At 70.1% G+C, this 22,993-nt stretch carries 22 protein-coding genes; 17 read left to right on the forward strand and 5 right to left on the reverse strand.

Going from position 1 to position 22,993, the window contains the following annotated elements:
- From I5I_RS00765 to I5I_RS00780, 4 genes are all read left to right on the forward strand, one after another.
- On the forward strand, positions 1-1,009 hold a 1,009-nt coding region (locus I5I_RS00765; RefSeq protein ID WP_036315221.1), incomplete at its 5' end, for an HAD-IC family P-type ATPase.
- A 104-nt stretch (positions 1,010-1,113) separates the two neighbouring features.
- Entirely contained in the window at positions 1,114-1,614 is a 501-nt protein-coding gene (locus tag I5I_RS00770; protein WP_036315170.1) for an FMN-binding protein, read from the forward strand.
- On the forward strand, positions 1,611-2,513 hold the full coding sequence (locus I5I_RS00775; RefSeq protein ID WP_036315173.1) for an FAD:protein FMN transferase: 903 nt from the start codon (positions 1,611-1,613) through the stop codon (positions 2,511-2,513). Before I5I_RS00770 ends, I5I_RS00775 begins: the two co-directional genes overlap by 4 nt.
- Positions 2,513-4,063: an FAD-dependent oxidoreductase gene (locus I5I_RS00780; protein ID WP_036315174.1), complete on the forward strand. Its 1,551-nt coding sequence runs from the start codon at positions 2,513-2,515 to the stop codon at positions 4,061-4,063. Before I5I_RS00775 ends, I5I_RS00780 begins: the two co-directional genes overlap by 1 nt.
- 80 nt (positions 4,064-4,143) lie before the next feature.
- Here the strand turns inward: I5I_RS00780 and I5I_RS00785 are convergent, their stop codons facing one another.
- Both I5I_RS00785 and I5I_RS00790 read right to left on the reverse strand, forming a co-directional pair.
- Positions 4,144-5,688: a sensor histidine kinase gene (locus I5I_RS00785; protein ID WP_036315177.1), complete on the reverse strand. Its 1,545-nt coding sequence runs from the start codon at positions 5,686-5,688 to the stop codon at positions 4,144-4,146.
- Complete coding sequence (locus I5I_RS00790) at positions 5,685-6,419, reverse strand: response regulator transcription factor (protein ID WP_016464648.1); 735 nt, start codon at positions 6,417-6,419, stop codon at positions 5,685-5,687. The genes I5I_RS00785 and I5I_RS00790 overlap by 4 nt, the downstream gene beginning before the upstream one ends.
- Before the next feature lie 192 nt (positions 6,420-6,611).
- On the opposite strand from I5I_RS00790, the gene I5I_RS00795 reads away from it, so the two are divergent.
- Genes I5I_RS00795 through I5I_RS00805 form a run of 3 tightly spaced genes read left to right on the forward strand, consistent with a single transcriptional unit; the run spans position 6,612 to position 9,934 of the window.
- Positions 6,612-8,099, forward strand: a complete 1,488-nt coding sequence (locus I5I_RS00795) for an ABC transporter permease (RefSeq protein WP_036315181.1) — start codon at positions 6,612-6,614, stop codon at positions 8,097-8,099.
- A 50-nt stretch (positions 8,100-8,149) separates the two neighbouring features.
- Complete coding sequence (locus tag I5I_RS00800) at positions 8,150-8,875, forward strand: ABC transporter ATP-binding protein (RefSeq protein WP_051039404.1); 726 nt, start codon at positions 8,150-8,152, stop codon at positions 8,873-8,875.
- 45 nt (positions 8,876-8,920) lie between these two features.
- Entirely contained in the window at positions 8,921-9,934 is a 1,014-nt protein-coding gene (locus I5I_RS00805; RefSeq protein ID WP_036315184.1) for a magnesium and cobalt transport protein CorA, read from the forward strand.
- 64 nt (positions 9,935-9,998) lie between these two features.
- Here the strand turns inward: I5I_RS00805 and gndA are convergent, their stop codons facing one another.
- On the reverse strand, positions 9,999-11,492 hold the full coding sequence (gene gndA / locus I5I_RS00810) for an NADP-dependent phosphogluconate dehydrogenase (protein ID WP_036315186.1): 1,494 nt from the start codon (positions 11,490-11,492) through the stop codon (positions 9,999-10,001).
- A 10-nt stretch (positions 11,493-11,502) separates the two neighbouring features.
- The gene (locus I5I_RS00815) at positions 11,503-12,450 is read right to left on the reverse strand and encodes an NAD(P)-dependent oxidoreductase (RefSeq protein ID WP_036315188.1); all 948 of its coding nucleotides are present in this window, start codon (positions 12,448-12,450) and stop codon (positions 11,503-11,505) included.
- Positions 12,451-12,551: 101 nt separating this feature from the next.
- On the opposite strand from I5I_RS00815, the gene I5I_RS00820 reads away from it, so the two are divergent.
- The 4 genes from I5I_RS00820 to I5I_RS00835 all read left to right on the forward strand — a co-directional run bounded on the left by I5I_RS00820 (position 12,552) and on the right by I5I_RS00835 (position 16,750).
- Positions 12,552-13,613, forward strand: a complete 1,062-nt coding sequence (locus I5I_RS00820) for a D-2-hydroxyacid dehydrogenase (protein ID WP_036315191.1) — start codon at positions 12,552-12,554, stop codon at positions 13,611-13,613.
- Positions 13,614-13,650: 37 nt separating this feature from the next.
- Complete coding sequence (locus tag I5I_RS00825) at positions 13,651-14,448, forward strand: IclR family transcriptional regulator (protein WP_036315194.1); 798 nt, start codon at positions 13,651-13,653, stop codon at positions 14,446-14,448.
- 120 nt (positions 14,449-14,568) lie between these two features.
- Entirely contained in the window at positions 14,569-15,987 is a 1,419-nt protein-coding gene (locus I5I_RS00830) for an MFS transporter (protein WP_036315196.1), read from the forward strand.
- 28 nt (positions 15,988-16,015) lie between these two features.
- Positions 16,016-16,750, forward strand: coding sequence for a fumarylacetoacetate hydrolase family protein (locus I5I_RS00835; RefSeq protein WP_036315199.1), 735 nt, complete (start codon positions 16,016-16,018; stop codon positions 16,748-16,750).
- 17 nt (positions 16,751-16,767) lie between these two features.
- Here the strand turns inward: I5I_RS00835 and I5I_RS00840 are convergent, their stop codons facing one another.
- Positions 16,768-17,472, reverse strand: a complete 705-nt coding sequence (locus I5I_RS00840) for a FadR/GntR family transcriptional regulator (RefSeq protein WP_036315202.1) — start codon at positions 17,470-17,472, stop codon at positions 16,768-16,770.
- Positions 17,473-17,639: 167 nt separating this feature from the next.
- Here I5I_RS00840 and I5I_RS00845 point away from each other — a divergent pair, with 167 nt between their 5' ends.
- From I5I_RS00845 to I5I_RS00870, 6 genes are all read left to right on the forward strand, one after another.
- Positions 17,640-19,025 (forward strand): GntP family permease, encoded by a 1,386-nt coding sequence (locus I5I_RS00845; protein WP_036315204.1) that lies wholly within the window; start codon positions 17,640-17,642, stop codon positions 19,023-19,025.
- A complete protein-coding gene (locus I5I_RS00850; protein ID WP_036315207.1) occupies positions 19,018-19,785 on the forward strand; it encodes an SDR family oxidoreductase in 768 nt (255 codons plus the stop codon). Before I5I_RS00845 ends, I5I_RS00850 begins: the two co-directional genes overlap by 8 nt.
- A 15-nt stretch (positions 19,786-19,800) precedes the next feature.
- Positions 19,801-20,829, forward strand: coding sequence for a zinc-binding dehydrogenase (locus I5I_RS00855; protein ID WP_036315209.1), 1,029 nt, complete (start codon positions 19,801-19,803; stop codon positions 20,827-20,829).
- A 2-nt stretch (positions 20,830-20,831) separates the two neighbouring features.
- Complete coding sequence (locus I5I_RS00860; RefSeq protein WP_036315212.1) at positions 20,832-21,338, forward strand: gluconokinase; 507 nt, start codon at positions 20,832-20,834, stop codon at positions 21,336-21,338.
- A gap of 81 nt (positions 21,339-21,419) precedes the next feature.
- Positions 21,420-21,836, forward strand: a complete 417-nt coding sequence (locus I5I_RS00865; RefSeq protein ID WP_036315215.1) for a hypothetical protein — start codon at positions 21,420-21,422, stop codon at positions 21,834-21,836.
- 430 nt (positions 21,837-22,266) lie between these two features.
- On the forward strand, positions 22,267-22,890 hold the full coding sequence (locus I5I_RS00870) for a 50S ribosomal protein L25/general stress protein Ctc (RefSeq protein ID WP_036315218.1): 624 nt from the start codon (positions 22,267-22,269) through the stop codon (positions 22,888-22,890).
- The last annotated feature ends 103 nt before the right edge of the window (positions 22,891-22,993 follow it).

Raw genomic sequence — 22,993 nt, forward strand, 5'->3', positions numbered from 1 at the left:
CGGCCGGCGATGGGACAGCAGGGAGATGGGGCTGATCCGCGACGCGGACGCTCCGGTGCTGACCGGCGCAGAACTCGAGGCGATGAGCCAGGAGCAGCTGAAGGGCGTGGTGCAGGAGGTCGACGTCTTCGCCCGCACCAGTCCGGAGCACAAGATCCGCATCGTGCGCGCACTGCAGGCGCACGGCGAGGTCGTCGCGATGACCGGCGACGGTGTGAACGACGCGCCCGCGCTCACCCGGGCCGACGTCGGCATCGCCATGGGCATCAAGGGCACCGAGGCGACGAAGGAGGCGGCCGAGATCGTCCTGGCCGACGACAACTTCGCGACGATCCGCAGCGCGATCGCCGAGGGACGGCGGATCTACGACAATCTCCGCAAGTCGGTCGTCTTCCTGCTGCCGACCAACGGTGCGCAGTCGCTCGTGATCCTGGTGGCGGTCGTCTTCGGCCTCACGCTGCCGCTCACACCCGTGCAGGTGCTGTGGGTCAACATGGTCACGGCCATCACCCTCTCGCTTGCGCTGGCCTACGAGCCCGCCGAACGGGGCATCATGAACCGACCACCGCGGCCGACCGGCGGATCCATCGTCTCGATGCGTGAGCTCGGCTTCATCCTAGCCGTCTCGGTGCTCATCGGCGGTGCCACCCTCGCGGTCTTCGGCCTTGCGCTCGCCCGCGGCGCCGACATCGGCGTTGCCCGCACGGAGGCGGTTTCCACGCTCGCCTTCGCCCAGCTCGCCTTCCTGCTGAACTGTCGATTCCTGGGACGCTCGAGCCTCACGATCGACGTCTTGCGCGGCAACCCGGTCATCTGGTGGTCCGCGATGGCGCTCGTGGCTCTGCAGCTGCTGTACACCTACGTGCCGTTCCTGAACGAGCTGTTCGGTTCGGAGCCCCTCGACGGCCTCGGCTGGATCATCCCGATCGCCGCAGCCGTCGCCGTGTTCCTCGCGGTAGAGGTGTTCAAGGCGCTGCGCAGCCGCCCGATTCTCAATGCGAATGCATAGGAAAACGCAGGGGTCTGGTCCGAGCGCGCCGCTAGCGTGAAAAGCGCCACCGCGATGCGCCCCCCGCATCTGAAGCGGCAGGGCACGACAGAAGGAGGACCATCATGATCCGCACCACCGCCGTACCCCGTTCCGTCCGCACCGGCGCTGCTGCCGCCTCGGTGTTCGGAATGATCGCCCTCGCGGGCTGCTCGGCCACCACGACGAGCACCGCGTCGCCGTCTACCGCCCCCGCCGACGAGTCCACCCCCTCGACGGCGTCCTCGGCTCCTGCCACCGGCAGCACCGGGGCCGCCGCCTCCGGCAGCGTGTACAAGGACGGCACCTACTCGGCCGACGGTTCGTACGCGACCCCCGAGTCGGTCGAGACCATCTCGGTGACGGTCACGCTCGCCGACGACGTCATCACCGACGTGCAGGTCAGCGGAAATCCGACCAAGAGCGAGTCGAAGCAGTATCAGAGCCAGTTCATCGGCGGAATCAGCTCCGAGGTCGTCGGCAAGAAGATCGAGGACATCTCGGTGTCGCGCGTCGCCGGTTCGTCGCTGACCAGCGGTGGATTCAACAAGGCGATCGAAGAGATCAAGACCGAAGCGAAGGCGTGACCGCGCCCGACGCGCCCGACTCGTCCACGCCCCCCGCTTTCCGCTGGGAGTTCGAGGCGATCGGCACGCGCTGGCGCATCGACACGGCCGTGGAGTTGTCCGCCACGGTGCGCTCCGAGGTCGGTGTTCTGATCGACGCGTTCGACCGCGCGTGGTCGCGATTTCGGCCCGATGCCGAGATCGCCGCGCTCGCGACGGCGGCAGGATCCATCCCGGCGCCCGTCGACGCGGCGCCGATGCTGGATCTGTTCCTCGCGCTGAGCGAGGCCACGGCCGAAGCCGTCAACCCGCTCATCGGCGACGCGCTCGCGCGCCGTGGCTACGACGCCCAGTACGGGCTCGTGGACCACGGCGCGCAAGCCGCTCCGGCGGGATGGTCGCAGCTGCTGACATGGGGCGGCGATCGGCTCACCCTGCGCACGCCGGCGACGATCGATGTCGGAGCGCTCGGCAAAGGGCGCCTCGTCGACCGCGTGCTGCGTCGCGTCGCGGCGCACGTGGAGGGTGCGGTGACGGTGGACGCCGGCGGCGACATCGCTCTGCGCGGCAGCGAGACGATCGCACTCGAGCACCCCTTCGACCCGACGCGCGCGATCGGGGTGTGGCGGGTGACGGACGCCGCGCTCTGCGCGTCCGCGATCCAGCGCCGCGCCTGGCCGGCCGCGGACGGCGGGGGACTGCATCACGTGCTGGACGCGCGCACCGGAGAGCCGGTGCGCACGATCGCCGCGACGTGGGTGGTCGCTGCCGACGCCATGACCGCCGATGCCGCCGCCACCGCGCTCTTCTTCGACGGCGGACCCGCGTTCGCCGACGCCCACGCCGCGGCGTGGGTGCGTATGACCACCGACGGCCGCGTGGAGTGGTCGCCCGACAGTAAGGCAGAGTTGTTCCTGTGATGAGCTCACTCACCGCGGCATGGAGTCGCACCCTGGCGGTGCTCGGTCGCGTATCGATGTACCGCCTGGTCGTTCTCGCGCTCGCCGTCCTGGCCGCGATCGCTCTCGTGCTGTCCTTCGCGGGAGCGGTCGGGCCCTCGCCGTGGGAGCTGCTGGTTACCCTCCTCGTGCTCGCGTTGGTCTGTGCCGCGACCGATGCGATCGCGCACCGCGTGCTCGGCAAGGACTGGCGGTGGGAGTCGTCGCTCGTCACCGTGCTGATCCTGCTGTTCGTCCTGCGCCCTACGGTGGAGCCGGCGGCGCTCGTGGGCATCGCCGTCGCGGGACTCGTAGCCTCGGCATCCAAGTACCTGCTGGTCTGGCAGGGACGCCACATCTTCAATCCCGCTGCGGTCGGCGCGACCGTGCTCACGGTGTTGAGCGTGTGGCTGCCGGACCTGGGCTCGTCCGCATGGTGGGTGGGTTCCCCCTTCCTCGCCGGACCCGTCATCCTGCTCGGCCTCGTCGTGCTCGTTCGCACCGAGAAGGTGCGCATCATCGCGCTCTTCCTCGTCGTCGCGGTGGCGGTCGCCTTCGTGCGCACCACGCTGCAGTACCAGCAGGCGGGGCTCGCACTCGATGCGGGGACGGTGTTCTGGAACATCCTCTGGTCGTCGCCGTTCCTGTTCCTCGGCGCTTTCATGCTCTCCGAGCCGCTGACGCTGCCCCCGCGCCGGTGGCAGCAGTTCGTGGTCGCGGCGGTGGTCGGCGTCCTCGCCGGCTGGCCCATCGACGTCGGCGACGTCAGTCTCGGTCAGGAGCGCGCGCTGCTGGTCGGCAACCTCATCGCCTTCGTCTTCGCCCTGCGTACGGCGGTGCGCCTCACCTTCCAGGAACGTGTCGCCCTCACGCCCACCGTGCGCGAGCTGTCGTTCCGGGCGGAACGGCGCTTCCGTTTCGTCGCGGGGCAGTATCTCGAGCTCGAGGTGCCGCACCCCCGCCCCGATGCGCGCGGCACGCGCCGGGAGTTCAGCATCGTCTCGGCGCCGGAGGAGCTTCCGGAGGTGCGCATCGCGCTGCGCGAAGGATCGCAGTCCAGCTACAAGAAGGCGCTCGCGCTCGTCGAGCCCGGCCAGCAGCTCGCGGTGACCGGCGTGTGGGGCGACTTCGTCCTGCCGGCGCGCGCGTCGGCGCCGGTGCTCATGGTCGCCGCCGGCATCGGCGTCACGCCCTTCGTCTCGCAGCTGCGCCACCTGCGCCTGTCGGGGGAGCAGCGTGACGTGGTGTTCGTCTACGTCGCCGCGGATGCCGAAGAGCTCGCGTTTCGCGACGAGCTCGAACACGCCCGCATTCCGGTGATCGTCTTCACTCGCACCGAGCCCGACACGCTTCCCGGGCACTGGACGTGGGCGCAGGGCGTCCGTCTGGATGCCGCGGGACTGCTGCAGATGGTGCCCGATCTCGCGTCGCGGCATGCCTACGTGTCGGGTCCGCCGCGTCTCATCGCGGATCTCGCCCCCGCCCTCGAGAAGGCTCGGACACTCACGACGGACGCCTTCTCGGGTTACTGATCGGCACCGCACCCGTGGTGCGGGGGCCGCGTGCGCCCGGTCGTCGGGGCGGTCTCGGCCTCGGTCGCGCGCAGCCCGGGTCAGGCCGGCGCGTCGGCCGCGTGCGGGGCCGCCGGGCGCGCCGGCAGTCGTACCTCGAACTCGGTGTGTCCCGGTTCGCTGTTGACGGAGATCGTGCCGTGGTGCGCGGTGACGATCGCCTTCGCGATCGACAGCCCCAGGCCGGTACCTCCGGTCTGGCGTGCGCGGGAGGTGTCGCCGCGCGCAAACCTCTCGAACAGCTCGCCGGCGACCACTGGATCAATGCCGGGACCGTTGTCGGTGACGCGCACGACGGCGTCGCCCTCCTCGACGGCGACGCTCGCGGTGACCGTCGTTCCTGCCGGCGTGTGCACGCGGGCGTTGGTGAGCAGGTTCGCCACGACCTGATGCAGACGCATCGTATCTCCGGCGACGACGACCGGTTCTTCGGCGGCATCCAGCTGCCATTCGTGTCCTGAGCCGGCGACCTGTGCGTCGGCGACACTGTCGACGACCACTCGCGTGAGGTCGACGGCGCCGTACACGAGTTCCTTGCCCTCGTCGAGTCGAGCCAGCAGCAGCAGGTCTTCGACGAGCGCCGTCATCCGCAGGGAGGCGGACTGGATGCGCTCCAGGCTCTGCTCCGACTGCTCGGCGCTGATCGCGACCTGGGCCGGTGTGGCCGCGTCGCCGGCGGCGTTCACGGTTCGCAGCGACCGCAGGGAAAGCTCGGAGTAGCCGCGGATCGCCGCCAGGGGAGTGCGCAGCTCGTGGCTGGCGTCGGCCACGAACGAGCGCATGCGCTCCTCGTTGCGTTGCCGGGCGGCCAGTGACACGTCGATGTGGTCGAGCAGAGTGTTCAGTGCCGCACCGACACGCCCGATCTCATCGCTCGCATCGGCTTCGGATGCCGGGACGCGCTCGGAGATGGTGACGTCGCCCGAGTCCAGCGGCTGCGCAGCGACGCGTGTCGCCGTGGCGGCGACGGCCCGAAGCGGCCGAAGGGAGTAGCGGATCACCACGGCGATGACGGCCGCCAGCAGCAGCAGCCCTCCGGTGGTGACGAGGGCGACGGTCGTCAGGATCTGTGCAATGGTCGTGTTCACGGTCGACACCGGCAGCCCGACCGCGATCGCGTAGGGACCGGCGCCGGTGGTGAACAGCCGGTAGGTGCCGATGTCGTCCACCGTCCCCGTCGCGGAGGGACCGGAGCCGAATGCGTTGGCGATCTCGAGCACCTGTGCGTCCGTCAGCGACTTCACGCTGTTGCCGTCGAGGTACGCCCCGTCGAAGCCGCTCGCCGACCTCACGATCAGCAGCACTCCGGGAGTTCGCACGCGCGCATCCTGCAGCACGGTGTACGCGGACTGCACGGTGCCGAAGTCCACCTTCTGCGAGAGCAGTTGCGCGCTGACACTGGCTGCCGCATCGCGTACCTGTGTGTCGAGCTGGCCGGACAGGATGTTGCCGAGCAGCGCGCTGGTGGCGACGCCGATCATCGCCAGAATCAGCGTGACCATGCCGACGACGGCCGCGATCAGTCGCGTCTGCAGGCTCCATTGCGGTCGCCGTCGGACCTTCTTCGGCGCAGGCGCTGCGCTCACTGCGGAGCTTTGATCATGTAGCCTACGCCGCGCACCGTGTGGATGAGCGGGTCACGGCCCGCGTCGATCTTCTTCCTCAGGTAGGAGATGTACAGCTCGACCACCGAGGAGCGCCCGCCGAAGTCGTAGTTCCAGACGCGGTCCAGGATCTGGGCCTTCGACACGACGCGACGCTGGTTGCGCATGAGGAAGCGCAACAGCTCGAACTCCGTCGCCGTCAGCTCGATCTCGGTGTCGCCGCGCATGACCTCATGGGAGTCCTCGTTCAGCGTCAGCTCACCGACGCGCAGGACGGGGTCGGCGCCGCCCGCTGTCGCGGTGCCGGCGCGGCGCATCAGACCGCGCAGACGCGCGACGACCTCTTCCAGGCTGAACGGTTTGGTGACGTAGTCGTCGCCGCCGGCGGTGAGGCCCGCGACGCGGTCGGCGACGGCATCCTTCGCCGTGAGGAAGAGCACCGGCACATCATTGCCGGCGTGACGCAGTCGCTGCAGCACCGACATGCCGTCGAGGTCGGGCATCATGATGTCGAGCACCATGGCGTCGGGATCGAACTCGCGCGCCTGCGCGAGCGCGTCGAACCCCGACCCCGCCGTGCGGACCTCCCAGCCCTCCATGCGCAGCGCCATCGAGAGGAGGTCCGTGAGCATCTGCTCGTCGTCGACGACGAGGACGCGAAGGGCCGACCCGTCTGGGCGGTGCAGGACAGGGGAGGCGGCGAGAGCGGTCATGGCTCCATTGTGCTGCCGGTGCTGTGAAGAACCTATGCGCCGCGCTATGAGCCCGCTGTGGATTGCAGCAGGCTCTGCCGAGTGGCTCATAGACACTTCCTCAGTCGCCCTTCGATCGCGCATCGAAACCGCTCGTACGTTCGTCGCGTCGGCGCACCGAGCACCCGGGCTCGCTCGCCAGAAGGAGACGCGATGTATTGGACGTATCTGCGCCGTGAGCTGTCCGGTCGAAAGAAGCAGACCACGATCGTGGCGATCGGCCTGGCCGTCGCGGTCGCGCTGGTCATCATGGTCAACGCGCTGTCCGCGGGCGTGCGCGACGCCCAGTCGGAGGCCCTGGCCTCGGTATACGGCGTCGGCACCGACCTCACCGTCACCGGCGCACAGGCCCAGCCCGGCTCGAACACGCGCGGTGGTCGCTTCGACTTCGAAGGCGGCGGCGGACAGACCGGCGCGGACGGGACGACCACCCTCAACCAGTCGCGCCTGGTCACCGGGTTCGGTCGCAGCACGCTGGACGCGTCGGTGCTCGATACGGTGCGCGCCGTCGACGGGGTGTCCGAGGCGACCGCTGCTCTCAGCCTCACGAACATGACCTTCAGCGGCTCGCTGCCGCAGCGCCAGTCCGGCACCGCTGAGGGCGGCGCGCAGACCGCGCCGCAAGAGGGCGAGGGCAGCCGCGGTCAGGGCGGCGAGGGCGGTGGCGGGGGATTCCAGGGGGGCTCCTTCGGCGTGGATTCCTTCAGCGTGCTCGGCGTCGACCCGGGCGCCACCGCCGCGGGGCCGTTGACGGCTGCCACCGTGAGCGGCGGACGCGCGCTCACCTCTTCTGACGCGGGTACGGACGTCGCCGTGGTCGACGCGACCTACGCGGCCAGTGCCTCTCTCGCCGTGGGCGGCACCATCGATGTGGCGGGGACGCCGTTCCAGATCGTCGGGATCGTCGCGTCCGCGTCCTCGTCCGCCGACACCGCCGCCAACGTCTACATTCCGCTCGATGTCGCACAGAAGCTCTCCGGCGCGGGCGACGTCGTCTCCACGGTATACGTGCAGGCCAGCTCGAGCGATCGCATCGCCGCGATCCAGTCCGCGCTCAAGGCCGCCCTCCCCACGGCGACCGTCAGCTCGCAGTCGGACCTTGCCTCGACCGTCTCGGGCTCGCTCGCGAGCGCGAGCTCGCTGATCACGAACCTGGGCACGTGGCTGTCGATCATCGTCCTCGTGGTGGCCGTCGCTCTCGCGGTCCTTTTCACGATCTCGGGTATCTCCCGACGCACCCGTGAGCTGGGCACGCTGAAGGCCATCGGGTGGTCCAACGCGCGTGTGGTCGGCCAGGTGGCGGGGGAGTCCGTGGTCCAGGCCCTCATCGGCGGTGTCATCGGCGTGGCGCTCGGCCTCATCGGCGCGCTGATCATCAACATCATCGCCCCGACGGTGTCGGCCTCCGCGGCCGCGACCGCCGGCCGAGGTCCGGGCGGGGGTGGTCGCGGCGGGGGAAGCGGGTTCGGCGGTCAGCTGGCGCAGACGACAACAGAGATCGCCCTGCACGCGCCGCTGTCGCTCTGGATCGTCGGGCTCGCTCTCGTGCTCGCCGTCCTCGGCGGACTGATCGCCGGCGTGTTCGGTGGCTGGCGTGCCGCCCGTCTCAGCCCCGCAGAAGCACTACGGGCGGTCTCGTGAGCACCCCGGCCGCCCCCACCGACATCCACCATCTCGAAGGAATGACCGACATGACCGTGATCGATGACACCATCGCTACCGCTGCGCCGACCGCGGCGGGAGCGGCCTATCGCTTGACGTCCGTGACGAAGACCTACCGTCAGAAGGGCAGGGAGGTGAAGGCCTTGACGGGGGTCGACCTGCAGATCGAGGCAGGAGAGTTCGCGACGATCCAGGGTCCCACGGGTGGGGGCAAGTCGACCCTGCTTCAGATGCTCGGCGCGCTCGACGTCCCGACCAGCGGATCGGTGCTGCTCGGCGACACCGATCTCGCGGCGGCATCCGCGACGGACCTGCAGAAGGTGCGCGCGCACGAGATCGGCTTCGTGTTCCAGGCCTTCAATCTCATTCCCACGCTCACCGCGGCGGAGAACGTCGCCATGGGGTTGGAACCGCTGCGTCTGGACGGTGCCGACCGTCACACCCGTGTCGAGGAGGCGCTCGCGCACGTCGGCCTCTCCGATCGCGGCAGCCACCGTCCGGGGGAGCTCTCCGGCGGGCAGCAGCAGCGGGTGGCGATCGCGCGGGCCATCGCCAAGCGCCCGCGCGTGCTGCTGGCGGATGAGCCGACGGGGAATCTGGATGAGTCGATGCGCGACGAGATCCTTGTGGTGCTCGAACGTCTCTCCGCCGAGGGGCTGACCCTCGTCGTCGTCACCCATGACTCGGCCGTCGCGCGCCGCGCCCGTCGCCGGCTGCGGCTCGACAAGGGCGCCGTCACCGACATCACGGCATGAGAGCGGTGAGGAGCGGGGCCGCCCGGCGGGCCTAGGGTTGCTCTCATGGCTCAGCCCCAGTGCGTCGTCTACGACGGCGGCATCGCCCACCCCACCGACGCGGCACCGGCCGACGCGCTCGCCGAGGCGCGTCGGCGGGGCGGAATGCTCTGGGTCGGGCTGACCTCCCCGAGCGACGAGGAGGTGAGCGCGCTCGCCGAGGTGCTCCAGCTGGAGCGGCTCGGCGTCGCGACGGCGCTGCGCACCCATCAGCGTTCGAAGCTCGAGCGCTTCGGCGACCACCTGTTCGTGGTCGTCCAGCCCTCCCAGTACGACGAGCCGACCGAGACGGTGCAGTGCCGCGAAGTCGACCTCTTCGTCGGCCCCGACTTCTTCGTCGCCATCTCCGGCGACGGCGCGGTCGACATCGATCGCCTGCGAACGCTGCTCGACGAGCATCCCGACATCGCCGCGCGCGGGCCCCTGGGCGTGCTCTGGGGAACCTTCGAGTACGTCACGCGGGCGTACCGGGCCGTCATGGACGAGATCGAGCACGACATCGACGAGATCGAGGAGCAGCTCTTCGCCGAAGACGAGGGCGTCTCCCGTCGCATCTTCGCCCTGCAGCGCGAAGTCATCGACCTGCGCCATGCGACGGCTCCGCTGCCGGCGATGATGGACCGCCTGGAGCACTACGTGAGTACACGGATGCCGAGTGGTGAGGCCCCCGGATATCGGGAGATCGCCGATCGTGCCCGCTACATCGATGCGCGAGTCGCGGCGTTTCGCGAAACCCTCGACAATGCGCTGACGATCCACGCGACGATCGTCGACCAGCGACGCAACGACCAGATGAGCGAGATGACGCGCACGAGCATCGAGCAGAACGATCAGGTCAAGAAGATCTCGTCCTGGGCCGCCATCGGCTTCGCGCCGACGCTCGTCGCCGGCATCTACGGCATGAACTTCCACGACATGCCCGAACTGTCATGGCCGTGGGGGTACCCCTTCGCCATCGCGCTCATGGCGGCTGTCAGCACGGGGCTGTATCTGGTCTTCAAGAAGAAGGACTGGATCTAGGCCTTTCGACTCGCGGCTGAGCAGAGCGCGTCGAAACGCGCCTGCTCAGCCGCGTCGCCGACGGTCAGTGGGTGTCTTCGGCCTCGACCTCGGTGCGGTCGCCCGACCACAGCGTGTGGAAGGTGCCGTCCTTGTCGATGCGCTTGTAGGTGTGCGCACCGAAGAAGTCGCGCTGGCCCTGGATCAGGGCGGCGGGCAGGCGCCGCGCGCGCAGTCCGTCGTAGTACGCCAGCGACGACGAGAAGGCGGGAGCGGGGATGCCGGCGGCGGCAGCCAGCGCGACGATGTTGCGCCACGCGTCCTGTGCGCGCGTCAGCGCGTCGACGAAGTACGGCGCCGTCAGCAGAACGGCAAGGTCCGGCTCGGCTTCGTACGCGTCGGCGATCCGGTTGAGGAACTGGGCGCGGATGATGCAGCCGGCGCGCCAGATCTTGCTGACCGCGCCGAGGTCGATCGACCAGTCGTAGTGCGCGGCGCCGGCGCGGATCTCGTCGAATCCCTGCGAGTACGCGACGATCTTCGACGCGTAGAGGGCCAGCCGCACCTGCTCGATGAAGGCGTCCGCGTCGGCGCCGGTGAGGTGCTCGCCGGTCGAGTCGTCGGGACCGGGCAGTGCGCCGGAGATGGAACGCTGCTCGGGGTGGCTCGACAGCGATCGCGCGAACACGGCCTCGGCGATGCCCGAGACGGGAACTCCCAGGTCGATCGCGGTCTGCACGGTCCACCCGCCGGTGCCCTTCGCGCCGGCCTGGTCGAGGATGACATCGACCAGCGGCGCGCCGGTCTCGGCGTCGACCTGGCGCAGCACCTCGGCGGTGATCTCGATCAGGTAGCTCTCCAGCTCGCCCGTTTTCCACTCGGCGAAGACATCGGCGATCTCGGCGGGCGACTTGCCCGTGGCGCGACGGATGAGGTCGTAGGCCTCCGCGATCAGCTGCATGTCGGCGTACTCGATGCCGTTGTGCACCATCTTCACGAAGTGGCCGGCACCGTCGTGTCCGATGTGGGTGACGCAGGGCTCGCCTTCGGCGACCGCTGCGATCGAGCGCAGGATGGGACCGAGCGTGACCCAGGCCTCGTCGGGGCCGCCGGGCATGAGCGACGGGCCGAGGAGCGCGCCCTCCTCACCGCCGGAGACACCCATGCCCACGAAATTGAAGCCGCGCTCTCGCACGGCCTTCTCTCGACGGATGGTGTCCGTGAACAGCGCGTTTCCGCCGTCGATGATGATGTCGCCGGGCTCGAAGACGTTCATCAGCTCATCGATGACGGCGTCGGTGGGGCCGCCCGCCTTGACCATGATGAGTGCCGTGCGCGGCTTCTGCAGGCTGGCGGCGAACTCCTCGTAGGAGAAGGCGGGAACGAAGCCGGCCTCGGGGTGCTCCGCGACGAGCTCGTCGGTCTTCGAGCGCGAACGGTTGTACACCGCGACGGTGTTGCCCTCGCGCGACGCCAGATTGCGGGCCAGGTTCGAGCCCATCACCGCGAGTCCGACGACTCCGATGTTGGCCGTGGGTGACACGGGCGTGGTGGTCTCGGCAGCGGTCTGTTCGGGCACGTCGAACTCCTCAGGGTCGGTCGGGGATTCCGTTCTCAGCGTAGTCCGCCCCGGGTGCGGCGGGCGTCGGATGACGCTGCGCCGTCAGTCGCCGCGTGACCGAGATGTCACGCTCGCCGAGTCCCGCAGTCATGATCTCGTCGAAGACCGCGCGCAACGCGGGCAACAGGGCGGTCGTGGTGTGTGTGGATGCCGCGACGTCGGCGGCGAAGCCCAGATCCTTCACCATGTAGGCGGCGGCGCCCGACGGGCTGTCGTCACCGAAGACGAGGCGGTCCTTGCGGCTGCGCAGCAGGTTCGAGCCCGCGTAGCCGCCCGCCAGCAGCGACCACAGGGCGTCGAGGTCGAGCCCCGAGCGTGCGGCCAGTTCGGTGGCCTCCCCGAGGGCGACGATGGTCGCGGCCACGACGAGCTGATTGCAGGCCTTCGCCACCTCTCCGGCACCGAGCGGGCCGAGGTGGACGGGAGTGCCGCAGGGGGAGAGGATGCGCGCGGCCAGCGCGGCGTCGGCATCCGCTCCGCCGAGCATGATCGACAGCGTCCCCGCGCTCGCCCCGTCGACGCCCCCCGAGACCGGGCAGTCCACGACGCGCACACGGCCCCCGCTCTGCCGGTCGAGCCGTTCGGCGATCGTGCGCACGCCCGTGGGCGAAGAGGTCGACCCGATCAGCAGCAGCAGGTCCTCGGCGCCGGCGAGCAGGCCGTCATCGCCGTCGAGGATCTTCTCCAGGTCCGGCAGGTCGGGGAGCATGACGAGTACGGCGTCGCTGTGCGCGGCCAGTTCGCCGGGTGTGTCCACGGGACTCGCGCCGAGCTCGACGAGATCGGGCCGCGGCGACCGTGACCAGATCGCGAGACGCCCGCGGGCGCGGATGAGATGGCGAGCCATCGGCGTGCCCATAGCACCGGTGCCGATCATTCCGAGGCGGACGTCCTCGGCCGCAAGAGACGATGTCATGACGACACTCTAGACAGGATCCAACAGGGTGAACAGCGTTCAGTAATGTGGACGTGCGGTAGAGTAGTCGCGGATCACATCCACCCGATGGAGGGAAACGAATGTCGGATCACGCCGTCCGCTCGCTGCGCGCCGTCGCCGCCGTACCGCTGCGGGAGGAGCTCTGTCGGCTGATCGAGCGGCTCGAACCGCGCGTCGAGATGGTCCGCGAGCCCGACCTCCTTCCTCCGATGCGCGGCCCGGCCGACTGGTCGGGCGACCCCGCTTTTCGGCGTACTCCCGCCGAGCAGCGCCGCTTCGAGGAGCTCGTCGACTCGGCAGACGCCCTCTTCGGCATTCCGGATGTCGACCCGGCGGCGCTCGCGCGCACGGTGGCGGCCAATCCGCGGCTGCGGTGGGTCATGACCACGGCAGCCGGAGGCGGCGCGCAGGTGCGGGAGGCGGGTCTTGCGCCCGAGGCGCTCCAGCGCGTCGTCTTCTCGACGAGCGCGGGCGTCCACGGGGGAGCGCTCGCCGAGTTCGCGGTGTTCGGCGTGCTCGCCGGAGCGAAAGACCTGCCGCGGCTGCGCGCCGACCAGGACGCGCGCACGTGGCCCCTGCGGTGGCAGATGCGCCAGCTCGACGAGATGACCGTGCTCATCGTCGGGCTCGGCGGCATCGGGTCGGCCTGTGCGCGGCGCTTCGCCGCTCTCGGCGCGACGGTGTGGGGCACGACGCGTTCGGGGGAACCGGTCGAGGCCGTGGACCGCCTCGTGCCTCTCGAGGAGCTGCCGTCGGTGATCGCCGAGGTGGATGCGGTCGTGGTGACGCTGCCGGGCACGACGCAGACGCACCATCTCATCGGCGCGGCCCTGCTGTCGAGGGCGCGTCCGGGCCTGATCCTCGCCAGCGTCGGACGCGGCAGCGTCATCGACGAGGCGGCACTGCTGCGGGCTCTCGACGACGGCACCGTCTCCTTCGCCGCGCTGGATGTCTTCGAGGTGGAGCCGCTCGCGCAGGACTCGCCGCTGTGGTCGCATCCCCGCGTCCTGGTGAGTCCGCACACGGCGGCCCTGGACAGTCGGGAGGAAGAGCGAATCGCGCGGCGGTTCGCCGCCGACGCGACGCGACTGCTCGATGGCGCCGCGTTGCACGCTGTTGTCGATACGGTCGAGTTCTACTGACATCGGCGCACGGCGGCGTGCGTCGTGAAGGAGGATCATGACCGACGACCTCGACGACCGTGCCACACGCGACCCCGCTCCCGCCGTCACTCGCGGCATCCGGCTGCTCGAACTCCTCGCGGAGGCGAGGCGGCCGCTCACGCTGACCGAGATCGCGGCGGCGCTGGGTCTTGCCAAGTCCTCGACCGCGAACCTGTGCCTGGCGCTGGAAGCGGCCCGCATGATCGAGCGGGGTGCGCAGGGGTATCGCCTCGGCCTGCGCACGGCAGAGCTCGGGGGAGCCTTCGCCGCGCAGTTCAACCAGGTGCGCGAGTTCTACGGCGTGTGCGATGCGTCGCCGATCCTCGCGGGCGAGCTCGTGCAGGTCGCGATCCTCGACGGGGCCGATGCGCTCTACATCGCCCGACACGAGGGGTCGCGTGCGGTGCGCATCGGCACGCCGCTCGGCTCCCGCCTTCCGGCGGCGTTGAGTGCGACCGGGCGGGCGATGCTGTCCACGCTCTCGGATGCCGAGGTGACCGAACTCGTGGGCGCTGATGCCGTCTTCCCGTCGGTCGCCGATGCGGCGGCGCGCGATCTCACAGGGCTGCTGCGGCGTCTGGCCGACGTGCGCGAGCGCGGCTGGGCGCTGGATGCCGAGGAGTCGCTGCCCGGAATCGTCGGGGTGGCCGTGCCCTTGGAGGGCTGGGCGCCCGGCGATCCGCAGCTGGCCCTGGGTGTGGGGCTGCCCGTGGCCGAAGCCGACCAGCGGCGGATCGCGGCCGTGGCGGCGGCACTCAACGAGGCCGCGCGACAGCTCACGAACCCTTTCAGTGCGGCCGCCCGCCGCGACTGAGCGCCGCAGCGGCGTGGGTCAGGCCCTCGCGCGCCGGCGCATGAATCCAACATATTGAACATCGTCCACTGGGTTGATACTCTGATCGCACACGCGGCCGTGCCGTGCCGATCAAAGGAGATGGCAGTGACAGACCTTCGACCCCCGGTGGACACCACCTCGGACGACCCCGAATACGCCGCGAACCTGCGTCGGGCAACCCTCGCCTCCAGCATCGGCAGTGCCTTGGAGTACTTCGATTTCGCGCTGTACGGACTGTCCACCGCGCTCATCTTCAACGTGCTGTTCTTCTCCCAGGACGATCCGGCCATGGCGACGGTCGCCGCCTTCGCCACGTTCGGCGTCGGATTCGTGGCCCGTCCCTTCGGCGGCCTGTTCTTCGGCGTTCTCGGTGACCGTCTCGGGCGCAAGTGGGTGCTCGTCATCACCATCCTGCTCATGGGCGGCGCCTCCACCGCGATCGGGCTGCTGCCCACGTACGCGCAGATCGGGCTGTGGGCACCGGCGCTGCTGGTGCTCATGCGCCTGCTGCAGGGCTTCGGCGCCGGAGCCGAGCAGGCCGGTGCCACCGTGCTGATGGCGGAGTACGCCCCCGTGCGGCGACGCGGCTTCTTTTCCGCGCTGCCCTTCATCGGCATCCAGGCGGGTACGCTCCTGGCCGCGGTGGTCTTCAGCCTGATCACGCTCCTGCCGGAGGATCAGCTGCTCTCGTGGGGCTGGCGGGTGCCGTTCCTGTGCTCGTTCGCCCTCATCCTGGTCGCGCTGTTCATCCGCATGCGCCTGCGCGAGACGCCGACGTTCGTGGAACTCGAGAAGCACGAGCAGATCAGTGATCGACCGGTTCGCGAGATCTTCGGTCATGGACTGCCGGGTGTCATCGTCGGCATCGGTCTGCGCATGGCCGAGAACGGCGGCTCCTACATGCTGAACACGCTCGCGCTGACCTTCTTCGTCGCCGTTGCGGGATCCGGCGCCGACAAGAGCCTGCTCACGTGGGGCGTCACCCTCGGCTCGCTGCTGGGCATCTTCACGGTGCCGCTGTCCGGTGCCCTGTCGGATCGCTGGGGGCGTCGCACGGTCTACCGGATGGGCGCGCTGTTCCTGCTGGTGTACTCGTTCCCCGCGTGGTGGCTGCTGACGCTCGGCAACCATGCGATCGCGATCGCGGTCATCGCGATCGGCATCGGATTCGGAGTCAACGTCATGCTCGGTCCGCAGTGCGCCCTGCTGCCGGAGATGTTCGGCAACCGGCACCGCTACCTCGGGGTGGCCATGGCCCGTGAGCTGTCGGCGGTGCTCGCCGGCGGACTTGCCGGTGTGCTGGGCGCGTATCTGATCGCGGTGAGCGGCGGCAACTGGGTTCTGCTGGGTATCTACATGGCGACCCTTGCCCTGATCACGACGGCCGCGACGTTCCTCGTGCCCGAGACCCTCCGGCGCGACCTCACACGCACCGACGACGCGGTGAAGGTGTCGCGCGACGAGGCCGGCGAGGGCGTGTCGTCGACCACGGTGACCATCCGGACGGTGCGCTGGTGATGCGCGCCGACGACGGCGGAGGGCCGTCGTGCTGATCGGGCGGGCGCTCGTCGACGGGAGGGCTGTGGACGTGCGGTGGAGCCCCGACGGCCCGGTGCCGATCTCGTTGCCCGATGACGGCGATGACATCGCGTGCGGTGGGCACGACATCGCGGGGCCGCGCGCCGACGCCGAGCTGATCGCCCCCGCGGCACCTGTCGTCCTCGTCGGGATCGCACAGAACGGGCCGCGTCATCCGGCTCCCGTCCAGGCCTGGTTGAAGAGCCCGCGCACGATCGTTCCGTCCGGGCGCACCGTGCGGCTGCGACGCGATGCCGGGCAGAGCGTCGCCGAGGGCGAGATCGCCGTCGTGATCGGCCGGGACTGCACGGAGCTGACGGCGGCGACGGCCGAGCGGTTCGTGCGGGGCGTGACCGCCGTCAACGATCTCTCCAGCCCCGATCGCACCGTCATCGACGTCCGCAACTTCGAATCGAAGTCGGGGGTGGGATACACGCCCCTCGGGCCGTGGATCGACACGGCCGCGGACATCGATCGCGTCGTGCTCGGCCTCGAGATCGATGGTGCGGTGGTGGCGCAGACGGATGCCGCGTCGCTGCCGGTATCGATCCGCGACTGTCTCGCCTACGTCGCGTCATGGACGCCGCTCGGGCCCGGTGACGTGGTGATGACGGGAGCGCCGTTCAGTGCCGCTGCGGTCCAGCCGGGCCACCGCATCGACGTGATCGTCGGCGGTGTGCGGCTGACCACGCCGACCTCGTGAGCGGGCTCGTCCGTGCCTCACGCGTGGGCGACCTCGCCGGACACGAGTCGGAGGTGCTCGCGCGCGGACGCCTCGGCGCTCGCTCCATCGCGGCGGACGATCGCCTGCGCGGTGGCCACGTGCGCCTCCAGCGTGCCCACCCGCGGCAGGCTCGGCGTAAGGCCGCGCACCGCTCGGCCCCGCAGGATCTCGGCGATCGGTTCGCTGAGCTTGCCGAACAGCGGATTGCCGCCGGCGCGCAGAAGAAGCGAGTGATAGGCGATGTCGGCTTCGAGATACTCCTCGGTGTCGCCGAGCCCCTGCGCGCCGAGCTCGTTGAGGCGGGTCGCGTGCGCGAGGAGGTGCTCACGTTGGGCGTCGTCGGCGCGCTCGGCCGCGAGACGGGCGGCGATCGGCTCCACGGCGGCCCGCAGCTCGGTGAGCTCTCGAAGGACGTCGTTGCGCCGGGGGCCGTCCAGAGTCCACTCGATGACGGTGGCGTCGAGGCTGTCCCATTCCTCCCGCGGGCGCACCACGAGTCCCACGCGGCGCCGGGAACGCAGCAGCCCGTGCGCCTCGAGCACGCGGACGGCTTCGCGGACGACGGTACGGGAGGCGGAGAACTCCTCCTCGAGATCGGCGACGGTCATTCCCGACCCGGGGGCGAGCGCGCCGCCGGCGATGCGTCGGCCGAGGGTCTCCACGATATGCGCGTGCGACGCGGTCGAGGCGGTGGTGGGCATCGGTGTCCTTCTGTCAGGGGACACGCTACCGGGACATGGCGTCCGGTGACCCGAGGCAAGGGAAAAAAGTACGACGATTCGCTTGCAATAAGTAGTACTTTTGTGAAACGGTGGTCCCGCCGCCGGGAACGACCCCGGCGCATGGACGATTCATCGGAGAAGCCCCCATGCAAGATTGGACGCAGACGCTCGGCGCCGTCCCGCTGCTGCTCATCGCAGCAGGCGCCATCGCGCTCATCCTCATCCTCATCATCTGGGCGCGCATGCACGCGTTCCTCGTGCTCGTGCTCGTTTCGCTCCTCACGGCACTGGCGACCGGCATCCCGATCGACGGAGTCGGCAAGGTCCTCATCGACAGCTTCAGCGGCACTGTCGGCGCCGTCGCCCTGCTGGTCGGATTGGGCGCGATGCTGGGAGCGCTGGTGGAGACCTCCGGCGGTGCACGCGTGCTCGCGGAGAAGATGGTGTCCGTCTTCGGTGAGAAGCGGGCCGCATTCGCACTCGGTGTGGCCTCGCTCATCATGGGATTCCCGATGTTCTTCGACGCGGGACTCATCGTGATGCTCCCGGTGATCTTCGCCGTCGGACGACGCATCGGCGGCAAGCACATGCTCCTGTACGGCATCAGTGCCGCCGCCGCGTTCTCGGTCATGCACGTCTTCGTGCCGCCGCACCCCGGCCCCATCACGGGCAGCGAGACGTACGGGGCCAATCTCGGGCTCGTCCTCCTCATCGGTATCGTCGTCGCGCTGCCGACGTGGTACCTCACCGGCTACCTGTGGGCGACGTTCACCGACAAGCGCATCCCGCTTGCGATCGTCGACCTCTTCGGCGGCCGCGACGTCGAGCCCACCAACCCGCCGAAGGCCGGCACCGTCATCGGGGTGCTCGCGATCCCGCTCGTGCTGATCCTGCTCAACACGGGCATGTCCGCGCTCGTGTCCGCCGGGGCCGTGGACGGCGCGCTCGTCTGGGTGCAGGCGCTGCGCCTGATCGGCACCAGTCAGATCGCCCTGCTCATCTCCGTGCTCGTCGCCCTGTTCGTGCTGGGCACCCGCCGCGGCGTGCACGGCACGGCGCTGGAGAAGATCGTCGACTCCGCCCTCGGGCCGATCTGCTCCGTCGTGCTCATCACGGGCGCCGGTGGCATGTTCGGCGGCGTGCTGCGGGCGTCGGGCATCGGCTCGGCGCTCTCGGACTCGCTGTCCTCGATCGGCATTCCGGTGATCTTCGCCGCCTACCTCATCGCGGTCGTCCTGCGCGTCGCACAGGGCTCGGCCACGGTGGCCCTGGTCACGGCGGCGGGCCTGGTCTCGCCCGCGGTGCTCGCAGCCGGCTTCAGCCCCCTGCAGGTGGCGTGCGTCGTTCTCGCCACCGCCGCCGGCTCCGTGTTCGCCGGGCATGTCAACGACTCCGGCTTCTGGCTGGTCGGTCGCCTCATGAGCATGGACGTGAAGACCACGCTGAAGACATGGACGGTTCAGCAGGCCCTCGAGTCGGTCGTCGGCTTCGCCTTCGTGCTCATCATCTTCGGGGCGGTGTCCCTTGTCTGATCTGTTCGACCTCAGTGGGCGTACCGCTCTCGTCACCGGATCTTCGCGGGGGCTCGGACAGAGCCTGGCGGCGGGCCTGGTCGATGCGGGCGCGCGCGTGATCGTCCATGGGCGCAGCCGCGAGGGTGTCGCCGACAGCGCCGCCCTGCTGGCCGATCGGACGGGCGCGCGCGTCGAGACCGTCGTCTTCGATGTGACGGATGCCGCGGCCGTCGAGGCCGCGATCGCCGAGCTCGTCGCGCGCGTGGGCGTTCCCGACATCCTCGTCAACAACGCCGGCATCCAGCGTCGAGCGCCGTTCGCCGAGTTCTCGGTCGCGGACTGGGACCAGGTGATCGCCACCAACCTGTCCAGCGCGTTCTACGTGTCGCGCTTCGTCGTGCCGGGGATGATCGCACGCGGCTCGGGGAAGATCATCAACATCGCGTCGGTGCAGTCGGCGCTCGCGCGGCAGACGATCGCCCCCTATTCGGCGAGCAAGGGCGGCATCGCGCAGCTGTCGCGCGGCATGGCTGCCGATCTGGCGCGCCACGGCATCCAGGTGAACACGCTCTCGCCCGGCTACTTCGCCACCGAGATGAACGCTGCCCTCGTCGCCGACGAGGACTTCACCGCCTGGGTCGCCCAGCGCACCCCGGCTGGTCGGTGGGGGCGGGTCGAGGAGCTGCGCGGTCCCCTGACCTTCCTCGCCTCGGCGGCGAGCGACTTCGTGAGCGGACAGAACCTGTTCGTCGACGGCGGCATGACCGCGGTCGTGTGATCGAGAGGAGCAACCATGGATGCGGTCGTGATCAGAGGACGCCAGAACGTGGCGGTCGAGGAGCTCGGCGTGCCGCCGTGCGCCCCCGGGCAGGTACGGCTGCGAGTCGGCTACGTCGGCATCTGCGGCTCTGACCTGCACTACTACTTCGACGGCGCGAACGGGGCGTTCGTGGTCACCGAGCCTCTCATCCCGGGGCACGAACTCGCCGGCTGGATCGACGACGATCCCTCCGGCACCTGGGCGCCGGGCACGCCCGTCACGGTGCACCCGGCGCGCTTCGGGAGCTGCGTGCCCGCCATCGCTGAGGCGCCGCACCTGTGGCCCGGGGGTTCGTACCTCGGCAGCGCCTCGACGACGCCGCATACGCAGGGGGCGATGGCAGATCGCCTCGTCGTCGACGCGGCGATGGTGCGGGTACTGCCCGAGTCCCTGTCGGTGCGGCGTGCGACGCTGGCGGAGCCGCTGGCCGTGGCCCTGCATGGCGTCGGTCGCGCCGGGAGTGTCGACGGCGCGCGGGTGCTGGTGTGCGGCGCCGGTCCGATCGGGCTTCTCGCCGTCGTCGCCGCGCAGGCCCGCGGCGCTGCGGTCGTCGACGTCAGCGATCTGCTGCCCGAGGCGTTGGAGCGTGCGGCTGCGCTCGGCGCCGATCGCACGTGGCGCGCGGGAAGCGATGAGGTGCCCGGCGAGGCCTACGACGTGGTGCTGGAGTGCTCGGGCGCGGCGGCCGCCGTCAGCACCGCCGTCTCCGCGGTGCGTCGGCGCGGCGTCGTCGTGCAGATCGGCATGCTGCCGAACGAGCCCCGTCCGATCAACCTCGCCCCCTTGGTCGCCAAGGAGGCGACGCTCACCGGCGCCTTCCGCTTCCTCGACGAGATGGAGGAGGCGATCGCTCTCCTGGACGCGCAGCCCGCGGCGGAGAGCGTCATCACCCACGAGTTCGCGCCCGCGGACGCCGTCACGGCGTTCGAGACCGCTCGTGACTCGGCATCCAGCGCCAAGGTGATCGTGGCCATGGCGTCCGCGCGAGAGGCGGGGCAGTGAGCATGCCCTCCCGTGCGCCGCGCATCGTCGTGATGGGCCCGAGTGGCTCGGGCAAGACCGCCGTCGGGGCCGCGCTCGCCGTCGACTTCGGCGTCGACTTCGTGGATGCCGACGACCTGCACCCCGCGCAGAACGTCGCCAAGATGGAGTCGGGCGTGCCGCTGGACGATGACGACCGACGGCCCTGGCTCGACGTCGTCGGGCGGCGCCTGGCGTCTTCGCCGGGGCTGGTCATGGCCTGTTCCGCTCTCGCCCGTCGCTATCGCGATCGCATCCGCGAGGCCGCACCCGACACGCGGTTCGTCGAACTCGTCGTCTCGCGTGCCGAGCTCGACCGTCGGATGCGTTCGCGCCAGCATTTCATGCCGGTCGCCCTCTTGGAGTCGCAGTTGGCGACGCTCGAGCATCTCGGTGCCGACGAGGACGGGGTCGCCGTCGAGAACATCGGGGGCATCATCGAGGTCGCCGCCCGCGCGCGCGCCGCTCTGGATCAGGCCGAGCGCCGATAGGCAGACGGGCGGCGACGAGAAGGAGGGGTACGCTCGCATCGCGGGGCGCAGTGGCCGATCCCCGCGGCAGCGGAGGTGAAGATGGCGCGGGTCGTGTTGATGGGGTCGTCGGATGCCGCGGTCGAGCTCACCGGAGCGGCGCTCGCCGCGCGACTGCGCGCCCGCTACATCGACGGCGACGAGTTGCGCCCGCCCGCCCGCCGGCGTCGCCGCCGCGCTGAGACGACGCCCGCAGCGTCCGATGCCGAGATCTGGTTGGACGCGCTGCGCCTCGTTCTCGTGGAGGCGGCGGCCGTCGTGGTGACCACGGGACCGCTCACGCGCGCGGCGCGTGATGCCGTCCGCGCGCGCGTGCGCGACGTCGTCTTCGTCGAGCTGGTCGGCCGCGAGAGTGTCGGCGAGCCGCTCACGCAGGACGAGGCGGGATTCCGCGTGGCCGCGGGGGCCGATCTGCAGATCGTCGTCGATCGGGTCGCCGATCTGCTGACGGGGCGCTGACATCCACGACACTCGCGGATGCGGGCGACGGGATCAGTCCTTGCGGTAGCCCGAGCGCCCGAGCGTGAAGAGGGCGCCGACGACGGCGACGGTCGCTCCCACCGACATCAGTCCGATGATCCACAGGAGTGCGTGCGACATCCAGCCGTAGTCCATGGGTTCCTCCGGAGTGAGAGACGGGTGGGCGCGGCCCCGGCCGCGCGAGGGCACCCGTGCGGGCGCCGTCTCCATCGTAGCGGCGTCGCTGGTAGAGTGGAGTCCTCCCTCGGCGAGGGATGCCGTGTGTTCGCGTATCGGCATCCGTGATCGACGCGGTGATGCGGGCCCACGCGGCGCGGACGGACAGTCCGGGCGGGCTCTCCTCACGTGACCACGTTCGAGTCGAGACCCAGACCCAGACCAGGGCGAGAAGCCCGCAAGGAGAATCATCATGTCGACCGAGACCGACACCAAGGTCATCGCCGAGGTTCGCGAGAACTTCGGTAAGGGCTTCGCCCGCCGTCTGCGCGCCGCAGGCAAGATCCCCGCCGTCATCTACGGCCACGGCACCGACCCGGTGCACGTCGCGCTGCCCGGCCACCAGGTCGCGCTGCTCGTGCGTCGTGCCAACGCCGTCCTCGAGCTCGAGATCTCCGGTGCGCAGCAGCTCACCCTCGTGAAGGACGTCCAGAAGGACCCGGTGCGCCAGATCATCGAGCACATCGACCTCCTCGTCGTGAAGAAGGGTGAGAAGGTCCAGGTCGACGTCCCCGTCGTCGTCGTCGGCGAGCCCTTCGCGGGCACCATCGCCAACCTCGACAACGCGACCGTGTCGCTCGAGGTCGAGGCCACGCACATCCCCGAGAACGTCGAGGTCGACGTCGAGGGCCTCGAGGACGGCACGCACATCACCGCGGCCGACCTGAAGCTCCCGCGCGGCGCCGCGCTGGTCACCGACGCCGAGACGCTCATCGTGGCGATCTCGGTGCCGGCGGCGACGATCGCCGAGGTCGACGAGATCGAGGCGGCCGACGAGGCCGTCGCCGAGGAGCAGTCGGAAGAGGCTGCCGAGTAATCGACGCATCATGAACGAAGCCCGTCGCCGCCGATACTGGTGGGGCGGGCTTCGTCATGGATCGACCGGTGAGGACATGAGCATGGCCGAGACATGGCTGGTG

The organism is Microbacterium sp. B24, from assembly GCF_000333415.1.
GTDB lineage: Bacteria > Actinomycetota > Actinomycetes > Actinomycetales > Microbacteriaceae > Microbacterium.